The 23,529-nt window shown below is 53.5% G+C and carries 28 protein-coding genes and 3 pseudogenes; 12 read left to right on the top strand and 19 right to left on the bottom strand.

Going from position 1 to position 23,529, the window contains the following annotated elements; translation table 11 throughout:
• Positions 1-61: 61 nt before the first annotated feature.
• From QQM41_RS14345 to QQM41_RS14360, 4 genes are all read right to left on the bottom strand, one after another.
• Positions 62-364 (bottom strand): WGR domain-containing protein, encoded by a 303-nt coding sequence (locus QQM41_RS14345; protein WP_042788847.1) that lies wholly within the window; start codon positions 362-364, stop codon positions 62-64.
• An 8-nt stretch (positions 365-372) separates the two neighbouring features.
• Positions 373-651, bottom strand: a complete 279-nt coding sequence (locus tag QQM41_RS14350; protein WP_035366198.1) for an HU family DNA-binding protein — start codon at positions 649-651, stop codon at positions 373-375.
• A gap of 97 nt (positions 652-748) precedes the next feature.
• Positions 749-1,545 (bottom strand): IS5 family transposase gene (locus QQM41_RS14355; protein ID WP_339076994.1). Its coding sequence is split into 2 segments (ribosomal slippage): positions 749-1,206 and positions 1,206-1,545, totalling 798 coding nucleotides; the frame shifts between segments, so codons are not numbered across the junction.
• Positions 1,546-1,590: 45 nt separating this feature from the next.
• Positions 1,591-2,337, bottom strand: coding sequence for a BRO family protein (locus QQM41_RS14360; RefSeq protein ID WP_003630480.1), 747 nt, complete (start codon positions 2,335-2,337; stop codon positions 1,591-1,593).
• 500 nt (positions 2,338-2,837) lie between these two features.
• Between QQM41_RS14360 and QQM41_RS14365 the strand changes: the two genes are divergently transcribed.
• The 6 genes and pseudogenes from QQM41_RS14365 (at position 2,838) to QQM41_RS14390 (ending at position 6,485) form a co-directional block, all read left to right on the top strand.
• Positions 2,838-3,554: a hypothetical protein gene (locus tag QQM41_RS14365; RefSeq protein WP_185327961.1), complete on the top strand. Its 717-nt coding sequence runs from the start codon at positions 2,838-2,840 to the stop codon at positions 3,552-3,554.
• A gap of 117 nt (positions 3,555-3,671) precedes the next feature.
• Positions 3,672-4,520, top strand: coding sequence for a hypothetical protein (locus QQM41_RS14370; protein ID WP_061500709.1), 849 nt, complete (start codon positions 3,672-3,674; stop codon positions 4,518-4,520).
• A gap of 2 nt (positions 4,521-4,522) precedes the next feature.
• Positions 4,523-4,987 (top strand): hypothetical protein, encoded by a 465-nt coding sequence (locus QQM41_RS14375; RefSeq protein WP_042788843.1) that lies wholly within the window; start codon positions 4,523-4,525, stop codon positions 4,985-4,987.
• A gap of 96 nt (positions 4,988-5,083) precedes the next feature.
• Positions 5,084-5,886, top strand: a pseudogene (locus QQM41_RS14380) (hypothetical protein).
• 59 nt (positions 5,887-5,945) lie between these two features.
• Entirely contained in the window at positions 5,946-6,299 is a 354-nt protein-coding gene (locus QQM41_RS14385) for a hypothetical protein (protein ID WP_081273974.1), read from the top strand.
• 6 nt (positions 6,300-6,305) lie between these two features.
• Entirely contained in the window at positions 6,306-6,485 is a 180-nt protein-coding gene (locus QQM41_RS14390) for a hypothetical protein (RefSeq protein ID WP_003630485.1), read from the top strand.
• A 63-nt stretch (positions 6,486-6,548) separates the two neighbouring features.
• Here QQM41_RS14390 and QQM41_RS14395 read toward each other — a convergent pair whose 3' ends face one another.
• From QQM41_RS14395 to QQM41_RS14425, 7 genes are all read right to left on the bottom strand, one after another.
• Positions 6,549-6,836, bottom strand: coding sequence for a hypothetical protein (locus tag QQM41_RS14395; protein ID WP_003630486.1), 288 nt, complete (start codon positions 6,834-6,836; stop codon positions 6,549-6,551).
• 353 nt (positions 6,837-7,189) lie between these two features.
• On the bottom strand, positions 7,190-7,600 hold the full coding sequence (locus QQM41_RS14400) for a type II toxin-antitoxin system VapC family toxin (protein ID WP_042788834.1): 411 nt from the start codon (positions 7,598-7,600) through the stop codon (positions 7,190-7,192).
• Positions 7,597-7,869, bottom strand: a complete 273-nt coding sequence (locus QQM41_RS14405) for an antitoxin (RefSeq protein ID WP_064776521.1) — start codon at positions 7,867-7,869, stop codon at positions 7,597-7,599. The genes QQM41_RS14400 and QQM41_RS14405 overlap by 4 nt, the downstream gene beginning before the upstream one ends.
• A 70-nt stretch (positions 7,870-7,939) precedes the next feature.
• Positions 7,940-8,356 (bottom strand): hypothetical protein, encoded by a 417-nt coding sequence (locus QQM41_RS14410; protein WP_087652305.1) that lies wholly within the window; start codon positions 8,354-8,356, stop codon positions 7,940-7,942.
• Positions 8,353-8,790, bottom strand: coding sequence for a plasmid protein (locus QQM41_RS14415; RefSeq protein ID WP_339078207.1), 438 nt, complete (start codon positions 8,788-8,790; stop codon positions 8,353-8,355). The genes QQM41_RS14410 and QQM41_RS14415 overlap by 4 nt, the downstream gene beginning before the upstream one ends.
• Positions 8,791-8,852: 62 nt before the next feature.
• Positions 8,853-9,341: a single-stranded DNA-binding protein gene (gene ssb / locus QQM41_RS14420; protein WP_070325413.1), complete on the bottom strand. Its 489-nt coding sequence runs from the start codon at positions 9,339-9,341 to the stop codon at positions 8,853-8,855.
• A gap of 795 nt (positions 9,342-10,136) precedes the next feature.
• Positions 10,137-10,817 carry a hypothetical protein gene (locus QQM41_RS14425; RefSeq protein WP_124297879.1) on the bottom strand — a complete coding sequence of 227 codons (681 nt, stop codon included), beginning with the start codon at positions 10,815-10,817 and terminating at the stop codon, positions 10,137-10,139.
• A gap of 554 nt (positions 10,818-11,371) precedes the next feature.
• On the opposite strand from QQM41_RS14425, the gene QQM41_RS14430 reads away from it, so the two are divergent.
• A complete protein-coding gene (locus tag QQM41_RS14430) occupies positions 11,372-11,722 on the top strand; it encodes a hypothetical protein (protein WP_339078208.1) in 351 nt (116 codons plus the stop codon).
• Between the two features lie 6 nt (positions 11,723-11,728).
• Here the strand turns inward: QQM41_RS14430 and QQM41_RS14435 are convergent.
• Positions 11,729-12,523: pseudogene (locus QQM41_RS14435) on the bottom strand (IS5 family transposase).
• A gap of 46 nt (positions 12,524-12,569) precedes the next feature.
• Here QQM41_RS14435 and QQM41_RS14440 point away from each other — a divergent pair.
• Complete coding sequence (locus tag QQM41_RS14440) at positions 12,570-12,854, top strand: hypothetical protein (RefSeq protein ID WP_339078209.1); 285 nt, start codon at positions 12,570-12,572, stop codon at positions 12,852-12,854.
• A gap of 123 nt (positions 12,855-12,977) precedes the next feature.
• Complete coding sequence (locus QQM41_RS14445; RefSeq protein WP_339078210.1) at positions 12,978-13,553, top strand: MucR family transcriptional regulator; 576 nt, start codon at positions 12,978-12,980, stop codon at positions 13,551-13,553.
• Positions 13,554-14,105: 552 nt separating this feature from the next.
• On the opposite strand, the gene QQM41_RS14450 is transcribed toward QQM41_RS14445, so the two are convergent.
• Positions 14,106-14,759, bottom strand: a complete 654-nt coding sequence (locus QQM41_RS14450; RefSeq protein WP_176703016.1) for a hypothetical protein — start codon at positions 14,757-14,759, stop codon at positions 14,106-14,108.
• Positions 14,760-14,926: 167 nt separating this feature from the next.
• Complete coding sequence (locus QQM41_RS14455) at positions 14,927-15,631, bottom strand: hypothetical protein (protein ID WP_339078211.1); 705 nt, start codon at positions 15,629-15,631, stop codon at positions 14,927-14,929.
• 616 nt (positions 15,632-16,247) lie between these two features.
• Here QQM41_RS14455 and QQM41_RS14460 point away from each other — a divergent pair.
• A complete protein-coding gene (locus tag QQM41_RS14460) occupies positions 16,248-16,826 on the top strand; it encodes a nuclease-related domain-containing protein (protein ID WP_035366739.1) in 579 nt (192 codons plus the stop codon).
• Here QQM41_RS14460 and QQM41_RS14465 read toward each other — a convergent pair.
• From QQM41_RS14465 to QQM41_RS14480, 4 genes are all read right to left on the bottom strand, one after another.
• Positions 16,781-17,416, bottom strand: coding sequence for a hypothetical protein (locus tag QQM41_RS14465; RefSeq protein ID WP_003631237.1), 636 nt, complete (start codon positions 17,414-17,416; stop codon positions 16,781-16,783). The two genes, QQM41_RS14460 and QQM41_RS14465, sit on opposite strands and share 46 nt — an antisense overlap.
• 59 nt (positions 17,417-17,475) lie before the next feature.
• Positions 17,476-17,838, bottom strand: coding sequence for an ABC transporter substrate-binding protein (locus QQM41_RS14470; protein ID WP_088365132.1), 363 nt, complete (start codon positions 17,836-17,838; stop codon positions 17,476-17,478).
• Positions 17,839-17,849: 11 nt separating this feature from the next.
• On the bottom strand, positions 17,850-18,464 hold the full coding sequence (locus QQM41_RS14475; RefSeq protein WP_035366740.1) for a hypothetical protein: 615 nt from the start codon (positions 18,462-18,464) through the stop codon (positions 17,850-17,852).
• A 178-nt stretch (positions 18,465-18,642) separates the two neighbouring features.
• Positions 18,643-19,730, bottom strand: a protein-coding gene (locus QQM41_RS14480; protein ID WP_339078212.1) for an IS3 family transposase whose coding sequence is annotated in 2 segments (ribosomal slippage) — positions 18,643-19,469 and positions 19,469-19,730 — 1,089 coding nt in all. Because the reading frame shifts where the segments join, the coding sequence is not laid out codon by codon here.
• Between the two features lie 66 nt (positions 19,731-19,796).
• On the opposite strand from QQM41_RS14480, the pseudogene QQM41_RS14485 reads away from it, so the two are divergent.
• A pseudogene (locus QQM41_RS14485) lies at positions 19,797-20,696 on the top strand (tyrosine-type recombinase/integrase); the annotation flags it as partial.
• Between the two features lie 50 nt (positions 20,697-20,746).
• Here the strand turns inward: QQM41_RS14485 and QQM41_RS14490 are convergent.
• Complete coding sequence (locus QQM41_RS14490; RefSeq protein ID WP_339078213.1) at positions 20,747-21,859, bottom strand: Fic family protein; 1,113 nt, start codon at positions 21,857-21,859, stop codon at positions 20,747-20,749.
• 331 nt (positions 21,860-22,190) lie between these two features.
• Between QQM41_RS14490 and QQM41_RS14495 the strand changes: the two genes are divergently transcribed.
• A protein-coding gene (locus tag QQM41_RS14495) for an IS3 family transposase (protein ID WP_124297756.1) occupies positions 22,191-23,329 on the top strand; the annotation gives its coding sequence in 2 pieces (ribosomal slippage) (positions 22,191-22,434 and positions 22,434-23,329; 1,140 coding nt in all).
• The last annotated feature ends 200 nt before the right edge of the window (positions 23,330-23,529 follow it).

The raw sequence follows: 23,529 nt of genomic DNA on the forward strand, positions 1-23,529 counted from the left end.
CGGATGAACAGGATCATCAATGATCATGCGACGAAAAAGGATGGATAGAAAAAGACGACGTTCAAGGTCTAACGATATAACCGCGCTTGAGTTTTTTCCGGAATATAACCGCAAGCTGATTGGCTGCGGCTCCGGCATCTGGGAAAAGGTCATGTCTTACCTTTCCAGGTGCCCCTATCCTGCCCCATCGGCGGATAAGCAACGCGCCACCGAACAAATCCTGTTGGATGGATAGATCATAATAGCGCCACATGTTGCAAGGTGGGGATATGCGCACCAGAGAAACGGCGTCCGGAAAAAGAGGAAGTTGCAGGAACTCTCCATCTGACAACACCAGATCATTCCGCCGCTTCTGTGGTGCCACGGATGGTCTTATTTTCCCGTCAGAGCATCCTTGACGGCCTTTGCTGGCGTAAAGGCGAGTTTACGGGATGCAGGAATCACCAGATCAGCGCCCGTTTGCGGATTACGCCCTTTGCGCTCGGCAGTGTGGCGCACAACAAATTTTCCAAAGCCAGGAATGGTTGTTTCTTCGCCTTTGCTGGCAGCCTCAGTGATCGCAGCAAAAACGGTTTCCAAAACCGCTTTTGCATCCTTCTTCTGAATATCCGTTGTAGCAACAATACGTTCAATCAAGTCCTGGCTGTTCATCTGATGTCCCAACATGAGTAATGGTGGACTGGAAGATAGTAGATTTAACAACCTGACTACAAGAGCTTACCTTCCAGTCTCACGATGCTAGGGCCTGTTAGAGCTTGATCCAGTCTGCTGCGGCAGCGATGTGGATGACGGCGAGGAACGACGTTGCTGTTTTTTCATATCTGGTTGCGACAGCGCGCCACTCCTTGAGGCGAGCCCAGAGGTTCTCAACGAGATGCCGACACCGATAGGCCCATTTGGGGCAGGCGACCGGGCCATCGCGTCGTTTCGCGGGAATGGCTGGCCGTGCTCCCATGTCCCATATCCGTTCACGAAAGGCATTCGACGCGTAACCCTTGTCCGCTACTACCCACAGGGGAGTGGCGGGAAGGCTGTCGAGCATGGCTGGTGCCAGAGGCAGTTCATGAGCCTGTCCAGGGGCCAGCGCAAAACCGAAGGCTTTTCCATGTCCATCAGCGATCACGCAGACTTTTGTGCCATAGCCGCCGCGAGAGCGGCCAAGTGCTTCACGATGGTCTCGCTCTTCGAAAGAGGCCCCTTTTTTTGGGCTCCCGCCGCTTTGTGGTGAGCCCTGATGTTCGTGCCATCCAGAAAAGTCATTCCGAATGCCACTCCCTGTTGTTCCTGAACCAGTGCGAGCAGCCGCTCCCATACGCCGAGCTTCGCCCAGCGGATGAAAAGCTGCGCAGCCCGCCACCACGGACCCAGTTCAGCGGGGATACTCCGCCATTTCGCGCCATTCTCATGACGCCAGAAAATCGCTGCTATCGTCCGCCGCAGATCATGTGGCGGCGTCTTGCCCCTCGGGCGAACCTCCTCAATCAGAGGTTCCCAGATCGCCCATGTCTCGTCCGTAAAGGTGCCTGTTCTGTCTCCTTCTTCCATCCCTACAATATGGGAAGAAATTCAAGATCTAACAGGCCCTAGAATTTATGACCTTACTGATGATGCAGACGTTACCGGCTCAAAGTAGGGACCCGTACCCAGCTTATCATCAAGTAGCCGCATCACAGCTGACAAACGGCACATATACTGGCGCATTTGGTCAGACCTCTCACTATTCTGTCCAAGAGCAAACCAACTGATTTGCACAAGCTTCACCAGATGAATGAGTTCCAGAATATCCAGATCATAGGACCACGGGCGTTTGGCCTCGCTTAGTGCTCTTTCAACGGAGAACTTTCCGTTCATGCGGGTCACCAGGTGTCGGGTTGCTTGATAGATATCACCCTCTTTCAACTCCGCCAGAAGACGCAGATCTGCCGCGCTGATCTCAAGCTTGGGTGAGCCATTGTCGGCCTGCGCACCTGCATCAGGCCGGTATTCTCCCGTGCGACGGATCTGTGGCAAGACCTCTTCCGTCACCCAACGCCGAAACTTCTTGGCCACGGGTTTTCTGGAAGCAAACGTGAGATGATACGCGCCACTCTCGCTCACGATATGGGTTTTTTGTGGCCCACCAGCCGTTGGGATCAAAACGAAGGCAGATTCATCATCGTCTAATCTAGAAACAGCGGCTCTCGAACGAGAGAGTCCTAAAGCGAGGCAAACATCCATAGCGACAAACCACCGTTGACCGTCCTTTTGTATGGATCGAATTGAAGCTGCTTCGAAGGTCAATATAGGCAAAGCCTCAATCGTTCCTGTCTTTGTTACCTCATCTTTGGTTGCAATCATTGAATTGTCCTCTTCTGGTACGGCTCCTCTCAGTATGGAGTGTGCCGTTCAGAAGGGATTTCATCGTGTCATCATGCGACGGAAAATACACAAATCCACTATCCGGCATCCTAACTGATTTTACGTAGTGAACCGCAAATTCAAGTCGAGTGAATCATTTCTGGCAACCAAGTTTCAGCACAAAGGTAGCCATTAGTAATGGCATCCTTTCTCCGTTCGCCCAATCCTGGCGGCGAAGCCGCCGCACTGAGGGTGCAATGGTGTATGAAGGCCCTAAAAAACCCTACGGCAGACCCGGCGGCAATCATGCGGCAATCCCATCGGCAACACCACGGCAGCCCTACGGCAATGTAACGGCACACCAGACGGCATCATGGCGGCAAGCGAGGGGCATACCACTGGCGATCAGACGGCAAACGTACGGCCATCCACAGGAAAATTATGGGGAGGGGGTTTCGGTCGCATGATGAAAAGACATGCTGACATGAAGCAAGGAGGACATGATGGCGTCTGTAAGAGAAAAACTCGTCAAACTCGCCCAACAATCGAGCTGCCCGCCGCTAAGTGGAGAATTGTACCAGTGGTTATATCAACATCACGACGCTATTGCCGAACTGCGGCTCGTTACAACAAGCTGGAAAATCGTCGCAACTGTGGCTGCTGATGATGGGATCAATATTGGCACGTCACGTCAGGATCTTAAAAAGATTGAACGCAAATGGCGGGTTGTCTGTCGTGCGATTTCACACAAACAGAACAAGCAGGAACGTCATCGGGGGCAAGTTTCTCCTTCTGAGCCAGGGCCCATCATGCCCAGCCGACTACCTGCTGACTGGACACCCGAGTTCGTTGAGATACCCCAACCTGACGCTCAACCCGTCCAGCAAGCTCCACAAAGTCAGGCTTTGACGGTCAAGCGCGACAAACTGCCGGCCAACGCCTCCAAGACTATGAAGGAGAAAATTGACAAAGCCCGCTTCACCCTTGGTCAGGCGAAATTCGACCTCACGATGGCAAAAGAGCAGATCCGGCTGAACGACAATCAAGGGGCTCCAATGCTTGCAAGGGAAGGGGAAGCCAAATTGCCTGGTCTTCGGGAGATCATCAAGCAAAGACGGGCCATTTATGACCGCCTCCTTGCTGGTGAGGATGTTCCCGACGAAGAGCTGGAATTCAAATCGCCTCGCGAGAGAGAAGAAGAAGAATATTCTGACTGAGCGGGTTTTTTGAATTTTTTTCCAGAAATCCTATCTGGTCGCATGATGACACGATGAAATCCTTCTGAACGGCACACTCCTTACTGAGAAGTGCCGTACCAGAATGAGGACGATTCAATGACTGCAACCAAAGTGGACCAAGCTCAGGCCAAACCCGCCAAGCCTGCCCGTACAAAACCTCCCGTGCTCCTGACTGCGGTTGGTCGGCAGCGCACGGGCAAGACTGTTTTCCTGAATGCGTTGACGGAAACCGTTATACGTCAAGGGGGCGATGTGGAGGTCTGGAACACGGATCACCTGAATGTCTCCCACTCCATCTCGCACTTCCATCCCAATGCAAAGAAACCTGCTACCGGCAATCTCAAGGAACAGAAATCCTGGCTGGAGCAACAGATCGAAGGCATGGTGAAGCGACAGAAGGACGTGATACTCGATATCGGCGGCGGATGGACGGCCTTCCACGAAATCATCAACAGCACCCCTCTTGTGCCGCAACTGTCCAAACTGGGGATCAAGGTCGTTGTGGTCTATATGCTCGGCACAGAACTGGCTGACGCGGACTATCTGCAGGATCTTCAGGAAAAACGGCGCTTCCTTCCCGGCCACAGCATCATCGTGATGAACCGTGGCTTGCTGCCGCTGGGTTACACAAACAACAGCCACTTCGACAAAATCCGTCAGACACCGGCAGTCATGAACGCCACGGTAGATGCGTCAGATGACGATGGCGGAATTTACTTCTTGCCCGAGTTGGACGGTATGGACGAAATCACGGACCGCCGCATGTCCTACGCAGACTTCATTGATGACAAGAACGTCGAGGGCCATCCACCCAGCGGTCTTTTTGACCGGATGCGCGCAGAAGTCTGGTTTCATCGCTCTTTTCCCGAGTTTCTTGCACAGATTGACCCTAGTCTCCTTCCCGACATGCCCAAAGGCCTGCCTGTCCCGAAAGACTTTGAGTAGCCATGAGTCAGAAAAACGACAGACAGCCGGACAATCCACCCACTCCCGCGCAGGCGATTGAGGAGCTGAAGCATGCGCTTCAGCACTTCACTGTCAGGCCGGATACTGCGAACGGGCGTTTCTTCCTGGCCATACTGGCCGTGCTAGAGGCACAAAACCGCACACTCGAAGCGATGCCCAGGTGCCTGAATGAGGCTCTCGTCCTGGTTAAAGCAGAACGCCGCTCAATCGAGCTGACCTTGCAGGACGGTGTGGATGCTGCGAAGGCGCTGAACCAGATCAACGAACGGATGGTTGAGCAACGCATTCTGGATGTCGTCAGCAAGGTTTTCCAATCCTTGCAACCTGAGATCAGTCGGCGGGCAAAATTGATCGCCGACCGGTATCAATGGCGATCAACTGGCCTCATCATTTTCTGGGGAATGGTGCTTGTTCTCATCGGTTTCGTGCTGGGACGTCTTCCGTGAAAGTGTGACCATAATGGACACACTTTCCCTGCCCGCTCTTTTTTTAATTCCGTCGCATGATGATGGGGAAAAATCACTGCATCGCAACCAGAGGAGATGCTCGTGAGAAAGAGACGATCCGCATGGAAGGTCTGGCCTGTGCTTGGCTCTTCCTTCTTTATTTATCCTGCATTGGCACAGACCGTCAATGTCCCTGCAGGTCTGCCGCCAACGGTCAATGCAACCTATCAGGAAGTTGGGATGGGAGGCTGGACACCACCGACCCCCTCAACAACACAGCAGATCAGCGGGAGTGGGTCCGTAGTCTCTACAACGACATCCAATGGCAGCGGAACTGATGCTCTGCAATCGATGTATTCCCAGTCGTGGGGATATGCAGCAGCCCAAAATGCCAGTGCCCTTGGGGTCAACCCAGATGCTCTGGCGGCGACGTGCGTTGTCGAGTCAGGATGTCGTAACGTTTATACAGCAAATGGCAACTCATCCATTACTGGTGCATTTCAAATGTCGAACGGCACCTACAATGAAGCTCTGCAAAAGGCGTTGGCCTCTAACCCCAGCCTTGCATCCAGTATTACCAACACGGGAGTATCTGGCCAGCAGGATCCGGCCACTCAGGCGGTTGCTGCAGCACAGTATCTCAAGGATGCGCAACCACGCTACAAAACGCTGGAATTAGCAACCCAACCGCCCTAGACACACGAGCCTATTACAATTTCGGCCCACAGAGAGGCGCACAAATCGCTACTGCGAATGACAGCGCATTGATGTCCAGTTATGTTCCCAGTAACCAGCTAGCTAGCAACGGAATCTCATCAGATGAAACAGTCGGTCAGTGGAAATCTTCCATCGCCGCAAAGATGGGCTCCGCCGCCAGTTCTCCAATTCTCAGCTCGTAGGATAAGACAGCATGACACTGAAACATCTACGTCTCGCCTTAGGAATGGCGATCTTGCACATGACGCCTGTAATCGTGATGGCTGCAGAACATAAGCCTATCAAGCCGGTATCGGGATATGTCTGTATGGCGCTTGATGCGCCTGATTCTGTCATGATGAATTTTGATCATCCCATCCCGCTCCAGACTGAGCCTCGCGATGGAGCGCCGATGATAGCACCAGCGCTTGGTGTTCTACCCGTAGCCACGAACGTTCCAGAAACGAATGGCTATGTTCAGAGCATGAACCTTGCATTCAAAACTGGATGGGTTCCAGCCAAATATGTCAAACCCTATGCTAAGGTTCATCCGGGGAACACATGTACGCCCTACGTAATGGATGACGGGAAGCTAGGATTCGTTTTCGGGCATTAGGCCAACATGGATCTTCTTGCGTTACTGCTCCTGCCCTGTATGGCGTCTGCGCTCATCTTCACGGGTGGGCGAAAATATGAAGCCAGCAATAGCTTTATCCAACGCAGGCAAGCAGTCGGCCTCACCATAGCTGAAGCAGTGACGTTGGGCATGGTGATTGCCAAAGCCTATCTCTCTGGACACTGAAAGCGTCTTCTGCATCAGTTCTGTCCCACAGAAAAGCCGCCCTATGGCGGCTTTTTTTGTGGTTCAGACGGTGATCAGGCTGTGTTCTTGAAAAGCCGGGTCATGCAATCGTTTACGGGGCGAAGGCCGCGCTAGAATTGCTGCTTCCAGATCAAGCAACCATGCTGAGAGATCAGGAGGCAATGACGATGTCCCGGCAATAGCGCGTCGAAACTGTGTGCGATGCATATCGCATCTCTCGGCCGCGAGACGTTCTGTCCAGCCCAACACCATGAGACACTGGAACAGTCGGCGGCCTGAAAGCCGTAGAGCTGGGCGTTCGGAAGAAGAGGGGGTGTCTGTCGTTTTCATAGTGTGATGTTGGCTGGCCATGATGCGACCGACCAACCTTCAGATGGGTTTTAGCCCTGAATTATGAATGCCCTGAGCAGCCGCTTCCAAAATGGCACCCCTTCTGCCCTCCATGTCTGCTGGAGTTGCCGATCAGCTGCCAGAGTGTCCCACAGCAAAGGCGAGACGGACAACTTCTCTCGTCGGGTCGCACCCTCTCTGCGTTGCCGTTTCCGCTCCTTGCGGATCATGATTGCACGGGCAAGATTCATGACATACCTCTCTCGCAAACTGGACTGCCGCCGCAGAGCTTTTCCACGATGCCGATAACTTCTGACCCAGGCACTGTGACGGTCCAGTGGGGCAAAAGACAGTCACGTCTCATTCTCCAGCCAGTTTTCGAGCCTCAAGCCTCTGATACGCATAAACTCACGTGTGTTGTTCGTCACCAGAGTTGCTTTGAGGGTGTAGGCATGCGCCGCGATGAGCAGATCATTCATGCCGATCGTCTGCCCTGCGGCTTCGAGTTCGGCACGGATGCCACCGTATTCACCGTCAGCAGGAATATCGAGTGGCAGGACGGGGATAAAAGCCAGCACGCTCTCAACCCGGTTCAATAGCTTCGCAGAGCCTTTTTTTGCGCATCCATAACGCAACTCAGCAGCCACAATGATGCTGGTGCAAAGGTCGCCGGGGTCGATAAGCTCAATGCGTTGCGCACATAAGCCGGAAGGATTGCGAACCAGATCACTGATGATGTTGGTATCAAGAAGATAGGTGCTCACAGAATATCTTCCGGTGTGGCGGCAACGTCCTGAATATCAGGAAAATCATCTTCGGGCCTGAGCTGCGGCTCTTCACGCCATGTCATGAGAAGCTCCTTCAGCGTAGAAGGCGTTTTCACTGGCTCCAGAACGAGTTTCTCACCGTCACGGCGGATCAGCACCCGGTCTCCTGGCATTTGAAATTCAACCGGAATCCGCACTGCCTGACTGCGGTTGTTCCAGAACAGTTTTACTTCGCGTGGTCGGGGAGTCACTTTAGGAACTGGCATAATGGCCTCCTGTGTGTATATCCCTTATTGTATATGCCAAACACTCAGGCTTCAAGCCTTTTGATTGCCTTCAGAGGTGGCCAACGACCACCCCATCCTGCCCCCGCAAGTAGTGCACCATGTATTCCGCTCCTGCGAGTGAGAGGGGCTCGGCGAGGCCCTGCAACCCTTCCACAAGAGCTTCGTCTCGGCGTGCAGCGATAAAGGCCAGCGCACTGCCTCTTGAAAAGGGCCTGAAGGACTGATCTCCACGCAACTGGAACCGGAGTGGAACAAGGTCGGCCAGCCCGCGTGCAACATCCTGTGGCGTTGGGTCCTGCTCTGGTACCAAAGACCGAAGCAGCGCAGTGGCTTCCTTGTCTTCCTGAATATCAAGCAACAGCCCTTCAAACCGCCTGAGTGTGGAAAGAGTGACAAAGGAAGGTGAGGGCATCCCATTCACGATATGAAATGCCGTCCGTCCCAGTTCCTGGACAAGCTGCATCATGCTGCCAATCTCCTGCGGATTGAGCTGATCCGGTCAAGCACCTGGGCATCACGTACAGCAATGGCGGACAGACGGGCCAGCTCTTCCTCTGCCTCGATTTCTGCCATGATCTCCTCATTCAGGGCTATTCTGGCAGCCTCTTCGTCTTCACTCTCCCACTCATCCTCTTCTGGTGCTTCGCATCCTGCGGGGCAGCAGCCGTATTCAATGCCGTGACAGCAGAACCCCTCAAGATGCCCCTCATCGGCGTCTGGGGCATAGTCCCCTTTCTGTCTGGCATACTCTTGCAGAGCGGCAGCCTGATCGGGAGCGAGATGAGAGGCTGTGAGATCAATCTCTCTTGTCAGTTTCTGAACATAGAGTTCATAAGAGCAGCCACAGCCCATGCTGGCTGCGGAATTGGCTGTTTCATACAGTTCTGCGACATCACACATGAGGAATACTCCGGCTGAACTGGCCGGGGCACCTCCCCGGCCTTAGAGGAAAAAAAGGGCACTCAGAACGGGATCTCGTCATCGAGACCAGCGTTTGACTGCGGCGCATCCCACCCACCGGCCTGACCACCGTTATCGCGGGTGCCAGAGTTCCGTGGGGCGTTGCTGTATCCGCCACTCTGTTCACCCTCCTCAGTGTGCCGCGTATCCAGAATGGTCAGCTCGCCCCCAAAACGAGGCAGCACAATTTCGGTGGTGTAGTTGTCCTTGCCGTCCTGCCCCTGCCATTTCCGTGTCTGGAGTGAGCCTTCGAGATAGACCTTGCGGCCCTTGCGCAGGAAGCGTTCCGCCACATCTGCCAGACGTTCATTGAAAATAACGATGCGATGCCATTCGGTGCGCTCACGCCGTTCGCCAGACTGGCGGTCGTTCCACGTATCAGACGTGGCCAGGGTGAAAGAAACAATCTTCTGCCCCGACTGGGAGTGACGCACTTCGGGGTCTTTGCCGAGGTTGCCGACAAGAATAACTTTATTAACGGAACCAGCCATAACACATCTCCTACACAGCTATACTTCTGAAAAACCGGCTTTACTGGCCGTTGGCGGTGTTGTTTCTTCCGCCTACAAGTAAAAGATATTACGAATACGGGCGCAAGGCAAGAAAAAATAATAAAAAACAGCAAATAAAAATAGGTTTTTTTCAAATTAAACCGCCAATAACAAACCTTTTCTTTCCGCATGCCCTTTATTTACTTACAAATATAAAAGTAATAAACAAGTATAGAAAAGGACGGCGGTGAGCATTAGCACGAAAGTGGCGAGACCCCGATTGAGGGGGCTCGACATCTCTTAGCGGCTTTGCCGCTTAGAGATGCTGAGCGAACGTACCCCGGCAGGGGCGCCCCGGACAATGCAGAGGATCACGAACCAAGGTTGGAACAGGCTGAGGGAAAGGAAGCAACCCGACAGGAAACACAAGGATATGGCTATCGTGACAAGGACGATTCAAACTGGCGGCCAAAAGCGTGAGACCACCTAGAACGCCCTGCTCCACATCCAGCCTCACATGAAGAGGACAAGGGGTGCAGTGATCCCCTTCATGAGCAGAAGCAAGCAGATCACATAGGAGACCTGGAGCGTAAGAGTGTGAGGACAGTCCAAGAGCTGCCGGGGCTGCGCCCCGGCCGTTCATAGTTGGCCAGCTCTGCTGGCCCCCTTTTCCCCGCGCGGGTGCGAGGCACAAGAGAAAGGCGGCGCTCTCGGTCTGTAATCTGCTGCGTGTCCAACCCATTTTTTCCGGTGTGAAGGATGAAAACCGGGCGGCGAAGCCGCCCGGCCGCTGTATCAGAAGCCAAGGGCGTCGGCCTGTGCATCGGCGATCTGGCGATCAAGAGAGCGGGCGGAAGTGCGGCTGTAGGGCTTCCATTCAGAGCCAAAGTATTCCGCGTAAGCCTTGGCGGCACCGTCTGCGAGGGCTGAAAGGCCATAGGCTTTCATGCCGAGTTGGGCGGCAAATTCACGGGCAAAGGCGGCGCGGTTTGCCTGTCCATCGATGCCCATGCGATCTTCGTCGCGGTTTTCGTTTGTAAAGCCAGAGGACATTTCACGGGCGGCCTGCCGCTTGGTTTCGTAAAACTGGGCCTGCCCGAAAGCAGAGGCCACGCGGGCTCCCACGATGCGCTGCATGTGCATTTCAAGAGCGCGATAATTCTTTTCACCGTTTACGGTGGTTGCAAGAATGGGTTCCATGATCTTGATTTCGTCCATCACGGAATTGTAACCGGCACCGAACACTTCATCGGTGTCCACTTCATCAATGGCAAAGGCGCGGGCAATAGCTGCTGCCTGTACATCGGTGGGAATGAGTGCCTTGACGGCTTCAAGGGTTGCGATGGGGGCTGCGGCCTTGCGGTCCACGGTTTCCTGAAAGGACCGGGCGCGGGATGCGTTTTTTGTGGCCTTTGCGGCTTTCTTTTCTTGCGCTTCGGTGTGGGCTTGAGCGATAGCGGTAGCAGCGTTTGACATGAATTCTACTCCTGTCTGGCGTTAGCCCCGTTTCAGTGATTCCAGCACTGGCGCGGGGCGCTTTGTGTTTGGGAGGTATTTCCCTCTCACAAGTAAAAGATAGTACAAACCGCCCAAGTATTGCAAGAACAAAATGCAATAAATACAAGAAAATACTCAATTTATTTCTATTTACAGAGGTATTTACTTCTGCTTTCTTTTCCGTGCACCCTTTATTTACTTTCAATGATGTGGGAGAGGCGAGTATAGAAAGAATGGCGGTGAGCATTAGCACGAAAGTGGCGAGACCCCGTTTAGGGGGCTCGACATCTCTTGGCGGCTTTGCCGCCTAGAGATGCTGGGCGAACGCACCCCGACAGGGGCGCCCCCGGGCCTTTTCGGCACTTTTTCACAGACGACAGGGCTTGCGGCGAAAGGAAATGTACAAAGCACACAACCTTTCAGTCAGCGGACAGCAAAATCACGATGACATTACAGCCGTCATTTTCCTATCTGGTCGCATAATGCCCTTCTAGAGTGTCCACTACTGACGTGAAAGGAAGAGGACCTCGTTGATGATCAGCGATAGAGACCAGATCAGCAGCATGTTTCCCACGCATCTGCAATCGGCATTGGAACAGCTTGTCAAAATCGCGCATCAGAACGCAGTGGGATCGGATGAGATCAGCTTTGCCCCTCGTGATGAACTTGCGACAGTGGACCTTGTTGTGGCGGCACTCGCGAGCATAGGCATTTACATCACGACACCTTGTGCCTTCCAAATCTGGCTTCTGGTATCCGAAAACAATCAGGCGCATTGGCTGGATGGCCCTGACACATCGCATGAGACGCTCGCCTTCATCGTGGATCTCTGCATGGATATCCACAAAGATAAGGACTATGCTGTTTTTTCAGGGATGGGCTAGGGCCTGTTAGGGCTTGATCCAGTCTGCTGCGGCAGCGATGTGGATGACCGCGAGGAACGACGTTGCTGTTTTTTCATATCTGGTTGCGACAGCGCGCCACTCCTTGAGGCGAGCCCAGAGGTTCTCAACGAGATGCCGACACCGATAGGCCCATTTGGGGCAGGCGACCGGGCCATCGCGTCGTTTCGCGGGAATGGCTGGCCGCTCCCATGTCCCATATCCGTTCACGCATGGCGTTCGACGCGTAGCCCTTGTCCGCTACTACCCACAGGGGAGTGGCGGGAAGGCTGTCGAGCATGGCTGGTGCCAGAGGCAGTTCATGAGCCTGTCCAGGGGCCAGCGCAAAACCGAAGGCTTTTCCATGTCCATCAGCGATCACGCAGACTTTTGTGCCATAGCCACCGCGAGAGCGGCCAAGTGCTTCACGATGGTCTCGCTCTTCGAAAGAGGCCCCTTTTTTTGGGCTCCCGCCGCTTTGTGGTGAGCCCTGATGTTCGTGCCATCCAGAAAAGTCATTCCGAATGCCACTTCCTGTTGTTCCTGAACCAGTGCGAGCAGCCGCTCCCATACGCCGAGCTTCGCCCAGCGGATGAAAAGCTGCGCAGCCCGCCACCACGGACCCAGTTCAGCGGGGATACTCCGCCATTTCGCGCCATTCTCATGACGTCAGAAAATCGCTGCTATCGTCCGCCGCAGATCATGTGGCGGCGTCTTGCCCCTCGGGCGAACCTCCTCAATCAGAGGTTCCCAGATCGCCCATGTCTCGTCCGTAAAGGTGCCTGTTCTGTCTCCTTCTTCCATCCCTACAATATGGGAAGAAATTCAAGATCTAACAGGCCCTAACCTCATGGACAGACACACGCCTTCCTCCCAGCCAGGAGCATCCAGTCGTCAGGCCGATCTATTTGGATACCGCAAGCCGCGCGCACCACGGCGCTACCTGGCACACATGAGTGATGTTGGAGATCACGGCTGTATTTACGAACCGGGCAATACATGCGTTGCCCTGTTTTCATGCGCCCGCTGTGGTTGGGAAAGTGGCTGGCTTGAACGTCGGAACAAAACACATGTTCTGCAGGGCGTGCCCTGTATGAAATGCAACGACCAAGCCAAAGGATCGTTGGCGGATTAAGCACCCTGTACGCGATAGCAGCAATACCTTGCCTATGATTTACGACATGTTAAATGGGTTTTTCCATTACAGGTCAGAGATTTACTATTGAGACGACATTCAGATAACAGAAAGACAGGCGCAATGACAGAGTCCGCATCCGTTCACGAACCTGACACACAAAAGGTGGAGCAGACCGTTACAATCATATCAGCCTACGTTGGCCACAACACGGTCAGCGCCGAAGCCCTTCCAGATCTGATCAGATCAGTCTATGCGACGCTCGATACACTCTCACTCTCCCAACCTGCTCCTGAAAAGCCAGAGAAAGCCAAAAGGCCTTCCGTTGCGCCGGTCCCTGACGTCACACCTGCACCACCAGCTCCCGAAAAAATCGTATCTCAGGACCGCACACCGGCGGTCCCCATCAAGCGCTCGGTCTTTCCCGATTATATCGTCTGTCTTGAGGACGGTAAGAAAACCAAGATGCTGAAATCCTACCTTCAGAGACATTTCAACCTGACGCCTGAAGAGTACCGCGCACGCTGGGGATTGCCCCCAGAATATCCCATGGTGGCCCCAAACTATTCCGCACAGCGGGCCGCCATTGCCAAGCGCAACTCTCTGGGGCGACGTGGCGATGACACCAATGCGACACTCTTATCAGGTGAAGCAGACATCCCCTCAGACCGGAAGGCACGCGGTCGGAAAACGAAATAAATCCGAGCGTTTTACAGAAAAACCATTTCTCGTTTTCGGTCGCATGACGATGGGTGACACCAGAGACATCGCACGCGAAAAGGAAAACGAGAAATGGACAGTAATAGCCTGAGAATAAACGTACTTTTATTTCTGTTGCTTTATTCTGTTGTGATTTTCATCGTCACCTGGCTTTGGTTTAGCGAACGCAGACAGTGTATACTCGCATTCTGTTTACTTACAGTACCCGCCTTTCTGGCGGCATTGTGTGGTGGTTCGGACTCATTGTTCAGCAATGTGCCCTAACAAGGAAAACACTTGATGATGGATCTCAACGATAATACACGCACCATAACCCAAGGCGTGACTTAGCGGGTTTGCAGAAATAGCCATTGGCTGCGCCGCCATTGGCCTTGCCTGTTCTGGGCACACGACCGTCGCCCAATGGATGATGATTCCTACCACTGTGACGGGTATGTTAGCCTGGGGTTACATGATGAAAGCCGCGAAGATACGGTGAAGCATTCTCCTCCCACCTGCAAGACAGGCTATGCAGGTGGGATAACTCTGGCGCTAGAATGCGAAAGGTTTCCGCATTGCCAAGTCTTTCATCAGAGGCAGTTTGGACTGGTGGATGACTGAGACGCTCGCCATGTTATAAATTGGCCGGCCATCCATGTAGCCAAAGGCAAATAAAGCCGCCGCATCCTTCATTTCATGCAAGGGCCGGACAAACCATTGGTGAGTGTCTGTTCCTTTAGGCTGGCCAAGGAGCGCTGTCAGCGTCTCAATTTTCCTCTTTCTCCACTCAGGACACTCGTCACCGAGTGTCGCAATCTGCAAAGACACTCCACAGCCCATTTTTTGCAAGAGGGTATCAGGCGTTACTGCCTCAGAGACTATTGCCCTACATTTGCGGATGTATGTCTCGGCAGCGGTGTCAGATGCCCCACTGAAGCGCATACCACCCCCTTCACATGACGCAGCAAAAGTGACGAGCTGACGCATGACTTCCCACTCTGCTCCCATTGCAATCAGTGACCAGTTTCTGACACGCCGTTGGAGGATGCGCTGACGGGACGCATAGGATTCATAGAGGTTGTTGTCACCGCCTAATTCGAAGAAGAGATACTGGTCACTCGAAAACCCATGATCTGGGAAAACTGCGTTTAGAGTGTCCGTAGAAAACCTCGTGGCTGCGAGGTCATAAACAATACGATAGGACATGAGATGTCGCTTTCTTAAGAGTTATGAACCTCTTCAGGTCGGACCGGAGCGGGCTGTCGGGTCATGCGCGGCGCACAGCGCCGGCACCGCAGGCCGTCTGGCGCAGCCAGACGGACGAGGAGCCACCGCTTGATGCGAGAGACCGTTTCGGTCAGAGGGCTCCTGTCTTAGAAAGGAATCTCCTGTTCCTCATTGTGCCTAAGCGATAATCTCGACTTCATGGGCTTTCCAGCCTTTCTCTGTTGAAGTTGACACCATCTTCTATTGCGCCTGCGCTGCTTTTTTCCTGAGCGCCAATACGAGCGCAGAAACGGTCGCAACTCGGGCCAACGGGCTGTTACATCCGCATAGGCAACAGACTGTTCAGAAGCGCAACATCCATAGCGATCTATGCCCTGTACGATAGCAACGCGCCCTATTTCAGATGAAAGCTGGACAAGGCATCCATCGTTCAGGTCGGGTTGCGAAGGGAGCCGCAAGAGAACTTTGCTGTCTGCATTGTGCAGGGCAAGCCAGCCGCCAGACAACGTAATAAGCCCTGAGAGAGCCATCAGATCGTAATCAGGCAGGATATGCTGTATCGCCACCTTTAAATCGGGCACAGCTTGCCAGAACCTGATCCTTTTATCGGCTAACGGTCCACTGTAGCCTTCAGGCTTCTCACACGATACGATCTCGCACATATCACACTGATAGATTTTACGTTCGCACTTCCAATAAGCAACACTGACGTCCTCGAAACAATCAACCCATTCTACGGCACGGATATTCAGTGCTGGATATTCCACAGAAAGAGCGTCTGCATGATGGAGAAGGGTCGATCCAGAGCCATTATACAGTGTGACTTGAACCGTTTTTTCATCCAGAAACATGATGTCTTCGGAGTGACAGTATCCCTCAACTAGCTCTTTCACGAGCCTGTTGAGGAGCGAGGCTGGGCCAGTGAGTGTCTGGACTGATATTGTGGATATACTCATCATTGGGATCCTTTGATTTAGGTCCCAATTTCGTGGGGCACAGACAACCGGTCGGGGCAATGGCGCGCCATTAAGGGCGCGGGCCGCCAGGCCGCACCATTGCGGCGAGCGTGTTGTTCTGTGTGCTCAAGGCATCATAAAAGTCTCTTTCCTGAAAAAATGAGTATTTTTCGTCGCATCAGCACACTCCAAACTGGTTCCCGATCAGTGAGGAGTTTGTAATGCCGCGAAAATCCAGTCCCCAGTCTGTTGAGAGCAAACTGTCGAACCATTCGGTCATGACGTCCCCTGTCGAAACTGAAAACATTGTCATTGCACCCAACGGTTCCCCGCACAAAACAACTCATTATCCGCGCACCTCTGGCGATAACATGTCAAAGCATCAACGATACTATGCTCGAAATCGCGAGTTAGTTTGTGCACGCCAGCGTGAAGCCAGGCGCCGCAAGAAAGTGTTGCGGGTATCCCAGAAAATGGAGGACATCTAATGCGTCGGCGATACGGGGCTCCCATGAGGTCTGCACGAGAAAACTCGTTCTTGAAAGCTTTCAAATCTGACATTCAGGGGCGCAAAGGTGAGACGGACGTCAGGAACATTCTTGCTGAATATGGTCTACCCAGTCACCATGATATTGTGTTGCCAACCCGATCAGGAAACCCAACTCAGATTGATCATGTGGCTCTGACGCCTCTTGGCATCCTCGTCGTTGAAACAAAGCACTTACGAGGCCGATTGAGTGGGGATGTTCGCAACGATTATTGGCAGCAAACCTTGCCTTCTGGCTGGTCAGAGAAAATCTACAGCCCTCTGCGACAGAATGCCAGTCATTGTGCCGCAGTGTACGAGATTGTCCGTCACATAGATCCTGGCATTCAGACACTCAGCAGAATTGTCATGACGGGGCCTGCAGAAGTTGCTCCGGAGCTTCTCTCTGTGGTCCACACACGTGAAACGTTTGCGAAGGAACTGGAAAACCTACGGAACAACTCTGTTTCAGAGCTGCTCCAGCATGCCTGGGATCGTCTAACTGAAGCAGCAAAACATCATGAGGGCTTGCGGAAAGGAACGACCTTATCCCCATTTGCCTGATTTGCTTCGCGATCATCTTCTCGAACAAGAATGACCTTTTCGGCCGGTCGGTTAAAATTGCGTTGCATGTAATCAATGAATTCCTCTCGGTCTTCATCTGTCAACGGAAACGCTGCCTCGTAGGTATCAAAGCCCTCTTGCTGGTAGAGACCACAATCAATTTCCAGAGCTTCCTCGTAGTCCAGCCCGTCACATGTCGCATTAACAAATCCCAGTCTTGAAGGCTCGTAGCCGTCATATCCAAGCTGCACAATCCAGCTCTCACCGAGATAGATCACGTCTATCATGCCATCTTCCGCATTGATCGGGGGCCATGCGCCGATTTCCACGCCTTTGAACTGGCCAGGAAACATGTCGGCCAGAGCCTTCGCCAGCCGTGCTGTCTGGGGCCTCATGACGGCAAAATCATGCACAACAGGAATGGGTGCATCTTCTCGCTCGGCTCGGAAATACGCCTCCACTTTTTCCTCTGGCCACGCTTTATCAATAAGCGCATCCATTTCTTCTTCTGTATAACGATGCCGTGCAGGATCTTCTGGAGCTTTGGATACGACTGGTTTTTTGGTGCGAGATGGTTTCTTGGTTGTCATAACGGACCTGTGTGGTTGACTAAAAACGAGAGTTTAATACCGCAAGACGCTTGGTCTTCTCAGTTCAAATTGCGACAGTCTGATGTAACATTATGGCTCGAACGCAACACAACGTTGCCGTTCCTGTCTCCAATCAATTCACACCTTACCCATGATGCCTTCTGGTCTGGCTGGGCCGGCCGGAAAAGAATCATGGATGAACCTGTTTCGCTACTTGCGCTGGAACGGATTTCATATCCAGAGTTCAGCAACTGCTCCAAAGAAGCCGGGTGTTCTGAAAAGAGAGTGGGAACAGCGTGTGGCGTGGTTTTTGGCGCAAACTGGCTCGTCCCGCTGCTGATCATGTTTTGCGCTGAAGCCGGCTGTGACAGTGTCATCAAACCAGAAAGAGCTGCCAGTGGCAGGCTATACGTTAATTTCACAATAAGTTCTTTCACAGACAGAATTTCACCATAGGTGGTGGGGGAGCGATTTCTCCAACCCGCCGCTTTACTTCCTGCATGAGCACGGCGGCAATTTCGTGAATGAGTTCCATCATATGCGGAGCTTCAGATGGACGCGGCCCATGCGGCGTGTTTGAAATCAGGGTAATAAGTTGGGGAAGTATGCCGCTCTTTTTGATTTCTTTGGGTTTCTCTGTCGGGTTGATCTTTCCCTGAGCATATCCAAGGGAACCCAGTAAACTGGCAGTTATCAACGCTCCAAGACGCATGTCTTCGTCCCATGTCATCAGCCCTAACAAATATGGTCTGACGATCTGTTCAGGTCCCCGGAACAGTCTGAAAAAGACGCTCCCATCGACTATGCTGCCATCTTCACTCAGGATATCGACACGCAACCGCCATCCGTCACCAAAACGGGGGTGCGGTACGTCTCCTTCTCCATCCTGGGCAATTTGCCTATAACGCGCTCTCACCTCTGGTGAACTTGGAGTGCGGAATGTCACCACGCTGGTGGATGTTTCCTCCAGTTTCAGGTGCTCACCCTGTATTCCAGTATCTTCCCAGGTGCTTACCGCGTCACAACTCGGATTGACGCCATGTTGCATAACAGTTTCGTCTCCTTATTCCCGTGAGCCCCTATCTTTGCGTCACAGGATGCGACGAAAAACTTAGTCTCGCCAGATTCGTCTAAAAAAGTGAATCTGGTCGCATGATGAGAGGGAATACTCATCCCTAAAGGAGAACGGTAATCCCCCCATTTTTAGTGGGGTTCTGACTGAGAATTCAGGCAGCTACTTTTAGTTTCTGGGCGGGTGTGAACCCACCGTTTCCCATGTTGGGTCTGTCATTGTTATATGTCCAGAGCCATTGTGTTGCGACCTCCTGTACGTCCTGGATGCTTTCAAACAGATGCTGCTCCAGCCATTCCTGCCGGACAGTCCTGTTGTAGCGTTCAATATAGGCGTTCTGCTGCGGATTACCCGGTTGTGTATAGATCAGGGTAATCCCCTGCTTTTCGGCCCATGAAACCAACGTATGACTGACATATTCAGGGCCATTGTCCATTCGGATAGCCTCTGGCCTGCCACGCCACTCCATAACCTGCTCCAGACAGCGGACAACCCGACAGGCCGGCAGGGAAAAATCAACCTCAATCGCCAGTCCTTCACGATTGAAATCATCCAGAATGTTCAGGAGCCGAAAAGCACGTCCATCCATCAGCCTGTCCGCCATGAAATCCATGGACCAGACCCTGTTGGGAAGGGCCGGAACCGACAGCTTTTCAGGCTTTTCGCGAACCAGACGCCTGCGGGGTTTAATCCGCAGGTTGAACTCCAGTTCCCGATAGATCCGATAAACCCGCTTATGATTCCAGACACGTCCCTGCACATTGCGCAGATACAGGAAACACAGGCCAAATCCCCATCTCCTGTGAACCTGGGTCAGTCCTACCAGAAGATCGGCAATCCTGTCGTTCTCCGCCGCCAGTCGTGGACGATAGCGAAAGCAGGTCTCCGATATCCCAAAAATCCGGCAGGCCAGCGCAATGCTGACCCCATGATGCGCCACAGCCTGTGCGGCCAGTTCCCGGCGCTGGGCTGGCCGCTTCATTTTTTTCCAAGGGCTTCCTTCAGGATATCCGTCTGCATGCTCAGATCCGCATACATGCGCTTCAGCCGACGGTTCTCCTCTTCCAGAGCCTTCATCTGACTGATCATCGAAGCATCCATGCCGCCATATTTCGCGCGCCATCGGTAAAACGTGGCGTTGCTAATCCCATGCTCCCGGCACAGGTCAGGAACCGGGACACCGCCCTCAGCCTGACGGATCACACCCATGATCTGGGCGTCAGTAAAGCGACCACTCTTCATCAGAATCTCCTCATCCTTACGCTGAGAAAATTCTCATCCAAAAGCCACTCTTTTTATGGGGGGATTACCGACGATCGCAAGGCCATGACTGTCACGAGCTTCTCCAGACGCTTTCTCGACGAATATGTCGATGTCCACCTGAAACCCAGAACACGGGGAGAGTACAGACGCTCGGTGGAACTGTTCATTGTGGCGAAATTCGGAAGCTGGCGGATGGCTGACCTTTCGCGGGCTGAAGTCGTCGAATTTCATGGCAGCTTCCGGCATATCCCCTATCAGGCCAACCGGACGCTGGGCGTGCTGTCAAAAATGTTCAGCCTCGCCAATCTGTGGGGTATCCGCCAGGATGGTGTGAATCCATGCCGGGGCGTCAAACGCTACCGGGAGGAAAGACGCGAGCGTTTCCTCACCAGAGAAGAGTATGCCCGTCTAGGAAGCAGCCTCGACGAGGCCGCCGAAGATATGCCCGAAGCGGCACGGGCCATCCGTCTACTTGCCCTCACGGGTTGCCGGTTGCGGGAAATCCAGACGCTCCAGTGGGCGCATGTCTGGCTGGGTGAAGCCGAACTGCGCCTCCCCGACAGCAAAACCGGAGCAAAAACTGTCCAGTTGGGCAAGGCGGCGGTTGATGTCCTGAAGGCCACCCCTCGCCTGCCCGACAATCCCTATGTCATCACCGGACGCAAGGCTGGCGAATATCTCACTGACCTGCAAAAGCCGTGGCGTCGTATCCGCAAGGCGGCAGGCCTGGATGGCGTCAGGCTCCACGATCTCCGTCATTCCTTTGCATCGGATGCTCTGGAGATGGGAGCGGACCTGACAATGATTGGCCGGATGCTGGGCCATAGCGACATCAAGACCACCTCCTGCTACGCCCATCTGAAGCGAGAAAATGTCAAACGCTCGACGGATCAGGTCGCCCTGCGCATTTCATCCGCGCTCACCGATGCAAGGATACAGGCCTAAATGCCGATCATACCCAATCAGCGGCCTGTCCGTCAGCATCGATCCGCGTTTTACGTCTCGGGAACAACCAGCACATAGCTGGTGCTCCTTCCTCCTGCAGCCTCCCTGGCCAGAATATCGCGCGATACGAGATCATTGATATCACGCAGGGCTGTATCCGGTGACGTCTTTGCAAGCTTCGCCCATTTGGATGAGGTCAGCTTGCCCTCAAACCCATCGAGCAGACGGTTCAGCATAAGGCGTTGCCGGTCATTGATCGATTGTCCGGCCAGATTATCCCAGAAACGGGCCTTCTGGATGACCTTTCCCAGAACCAGTTCAGCGCGATCAAAGGCGCGATCCAGAGCCCCCAGAAACCAGTGCAGCCAGGCCGTGATGTCCATATCCCCTTTCTGTGTAGCCTCAAGGATTGCATAATAATCCTTCCGCTCCTGACGGATCTGGGCTGACAGGCTATAGAAACGCTGATCTGTGTGTTCCGAGCGCGCCAGCATGAGGTCGCCGATGGCCCGCGCCATGCGCCCGTTTCCGTCTTCAAACGGATGAATGGTAACAAACCACAGATGTGCGATGGCTGCCTTCAGCACAGGATCCAGCGCTTGCCCGGTATTGCACCAGTTGAGGAAGACCTGCATCTCTGCGGGTACTCTGCTGGCTGCCGGCGCTTCATAATGAACATTCTCCCGTCCGACAGGGCCTGACACGACCTGCATCGGGCCGGTTTTGTCGTCACGCCACTCTCCGACCAGAATGCGTGACATGCCGTTTCGGCCAGTGGGAAACAAAGCCGCATGCCAGGCGAACAGCCTTTCCTCGGTCAGCGGATCAGCATAATGCCGGGTCGCATCCAACATCATCTCCACAACGCCTTCGACATCCCGATCCACCGGTGCCAGCGCGCCAATATCCATGCCCAGTCGCCGGGCAATGGAAGACCGTACCTGCTCACGATCGAGGTTTTCGCCCTCGATCTCGCTCGACTTGATGACATCTTCCGTCAGGGTCTGGAGCACGGCCTCCGACCTGAAATCGAAGCCAAGGCTTTCCATACGGCCGAGGAGGCGTCCCTGCCGATGACGCACCGTGGCCAGTTCATGGGCAATGGTATCCTTGTCCCACCGAAAGTCCGGCCAGTTTCCGTGCTGATAAATATACCGCGCCATATTCCCTGCACTCCTTGCGGAGAATATGGCGCTTAATTACCGCAAACCGCAAGGCTATATCCGCATGATATGCGGCGAATAAATCCGTTATTTCTGCACACACTGGTCGAACATCTGTCACAGAAGTTCCCGCTGCCTTTACCGCCCCTCCCGAAAAGCTGTGACGGTTTTTTATTCCGGCAGCAACACCAGATCACCCTTCTTCCCGACGGAAAATGACGGCAATTGGGGAAAAGCGGAATATCTTGGTCAAGGGTTAACCTGGACTTGTGACGGTTTTGTGCCGGTTGACTAAGCGTTTAAAGCTTTCAATAGGAAAAGGCATGAGACCATGGCATTGAAGCAGACGGAAGAGTTTCGCCGTGAGGCGGTCAGGATCGTGCTGAGCAGCGGTTTGCCCAGGGCACGGGTTGCGGCGGATCTGGGGATTGGCAAATCAACGCTGAGCCACTGGATTTCGCAGTATCGGTCGAGCGATCTGACAGCGACAGTGTCTGAAACGCAGATGGACCTCGCCCGGGAGAACGAGCGTCTTCGCCTGGAAAACCGTGTTCTGCGGGAGGAGAGGGACATATTAAAAAAAGCCACGCAGTTCTTCGCGAGCCAAAAGACGTGAGGTTCGCGTTTATCAGGGAACATCGTGACCGCTGGCCCATCGTGCGCTTGTGTCGGGTCCTGCAAGTCTCGACGCGTGGCTATCGGGCGTGGGTTTCCAGGCCCCTGTGCGAGCGCCAGCGCACTGACCTGAAGGTTCTAGCGCATATCCGCGAGCATTATGCCCTGAGCAACCGGACCTATGGTCGTCCGCGGATGACCATGGAACTCAAGGAAGCAGGGCTTGATGTTGGTGAGCGTCGTGTGGGGCGACTGATGAAAGCCAACGATATTCGTCCCGTGCGTACACGTCGGCACAAAGTTACGACCGATAGTCGGCATTCCCTTGGTTTTGCTGACAATATTCTGGACCGCAACTTCATGGCCGATACCGCCAATCGGAAATGGGCAGGCGACATCAGTTATATCTGGACCAGCGAAGGCTGGCTTTACCTTGCCGTCGTCATTGACCTGTTCAGCCGCCGCGTTATCGGTTGGGCCGCCAGTGACCGGATGAGAAAGGACCTCGCGATCAGGGCGCTCGATATGGCGGTACATCTACGCAATCCGTTGTCTGGCTGCATTTTCCATTCTGATCGCGGCAGCCAATACTGCTCCCATGATTTCCAGAAAAAATTAATGGAATACAGGATGATACCGTCTATGTCCGGCAAGGGAAACTGCTACGACAACGCCGTGGTCGAGACCTTTTTCAAGAGCCTCAAGGCCGAAATGCTCTGGAGACAAAGTTGGCCAACACGGCATCAGGCAACTGCCGCCATCTTTCAATACATCAACGGCTTCTATAATTCGCGACGGCGCCATTCCTATCTCGGGAGTATCAGCCCCCTCGCTTTCGAGGCCAGAGCCGCGTAAAAGAGATCACATACCGGCACAAAACCGTCACAAGTCCATGCATTCGATGCATCAAGTATATGACCTGTCGATCGGAAATTTTCTTCCAGTTTAAATGTCTGCGCGTCTGGAAATTCTTTTGAAAACCCCCGGATAAATCCTATTTTCGCTCCACGCCATGAATTTATGTGGAATACAATTTCACAACCTCAAAAAAGCAA

The sequence above is a fragment of the Acetobacter sp. AC2005 genome, from assembly GCF_037901235.1.
Lineage (GTDB): Bacteria > Pseudomonadota > Alphaproteobacteria > Acetobacterales > Acetobacteraceae > Acetobacter > Acetobacter oryzoeni.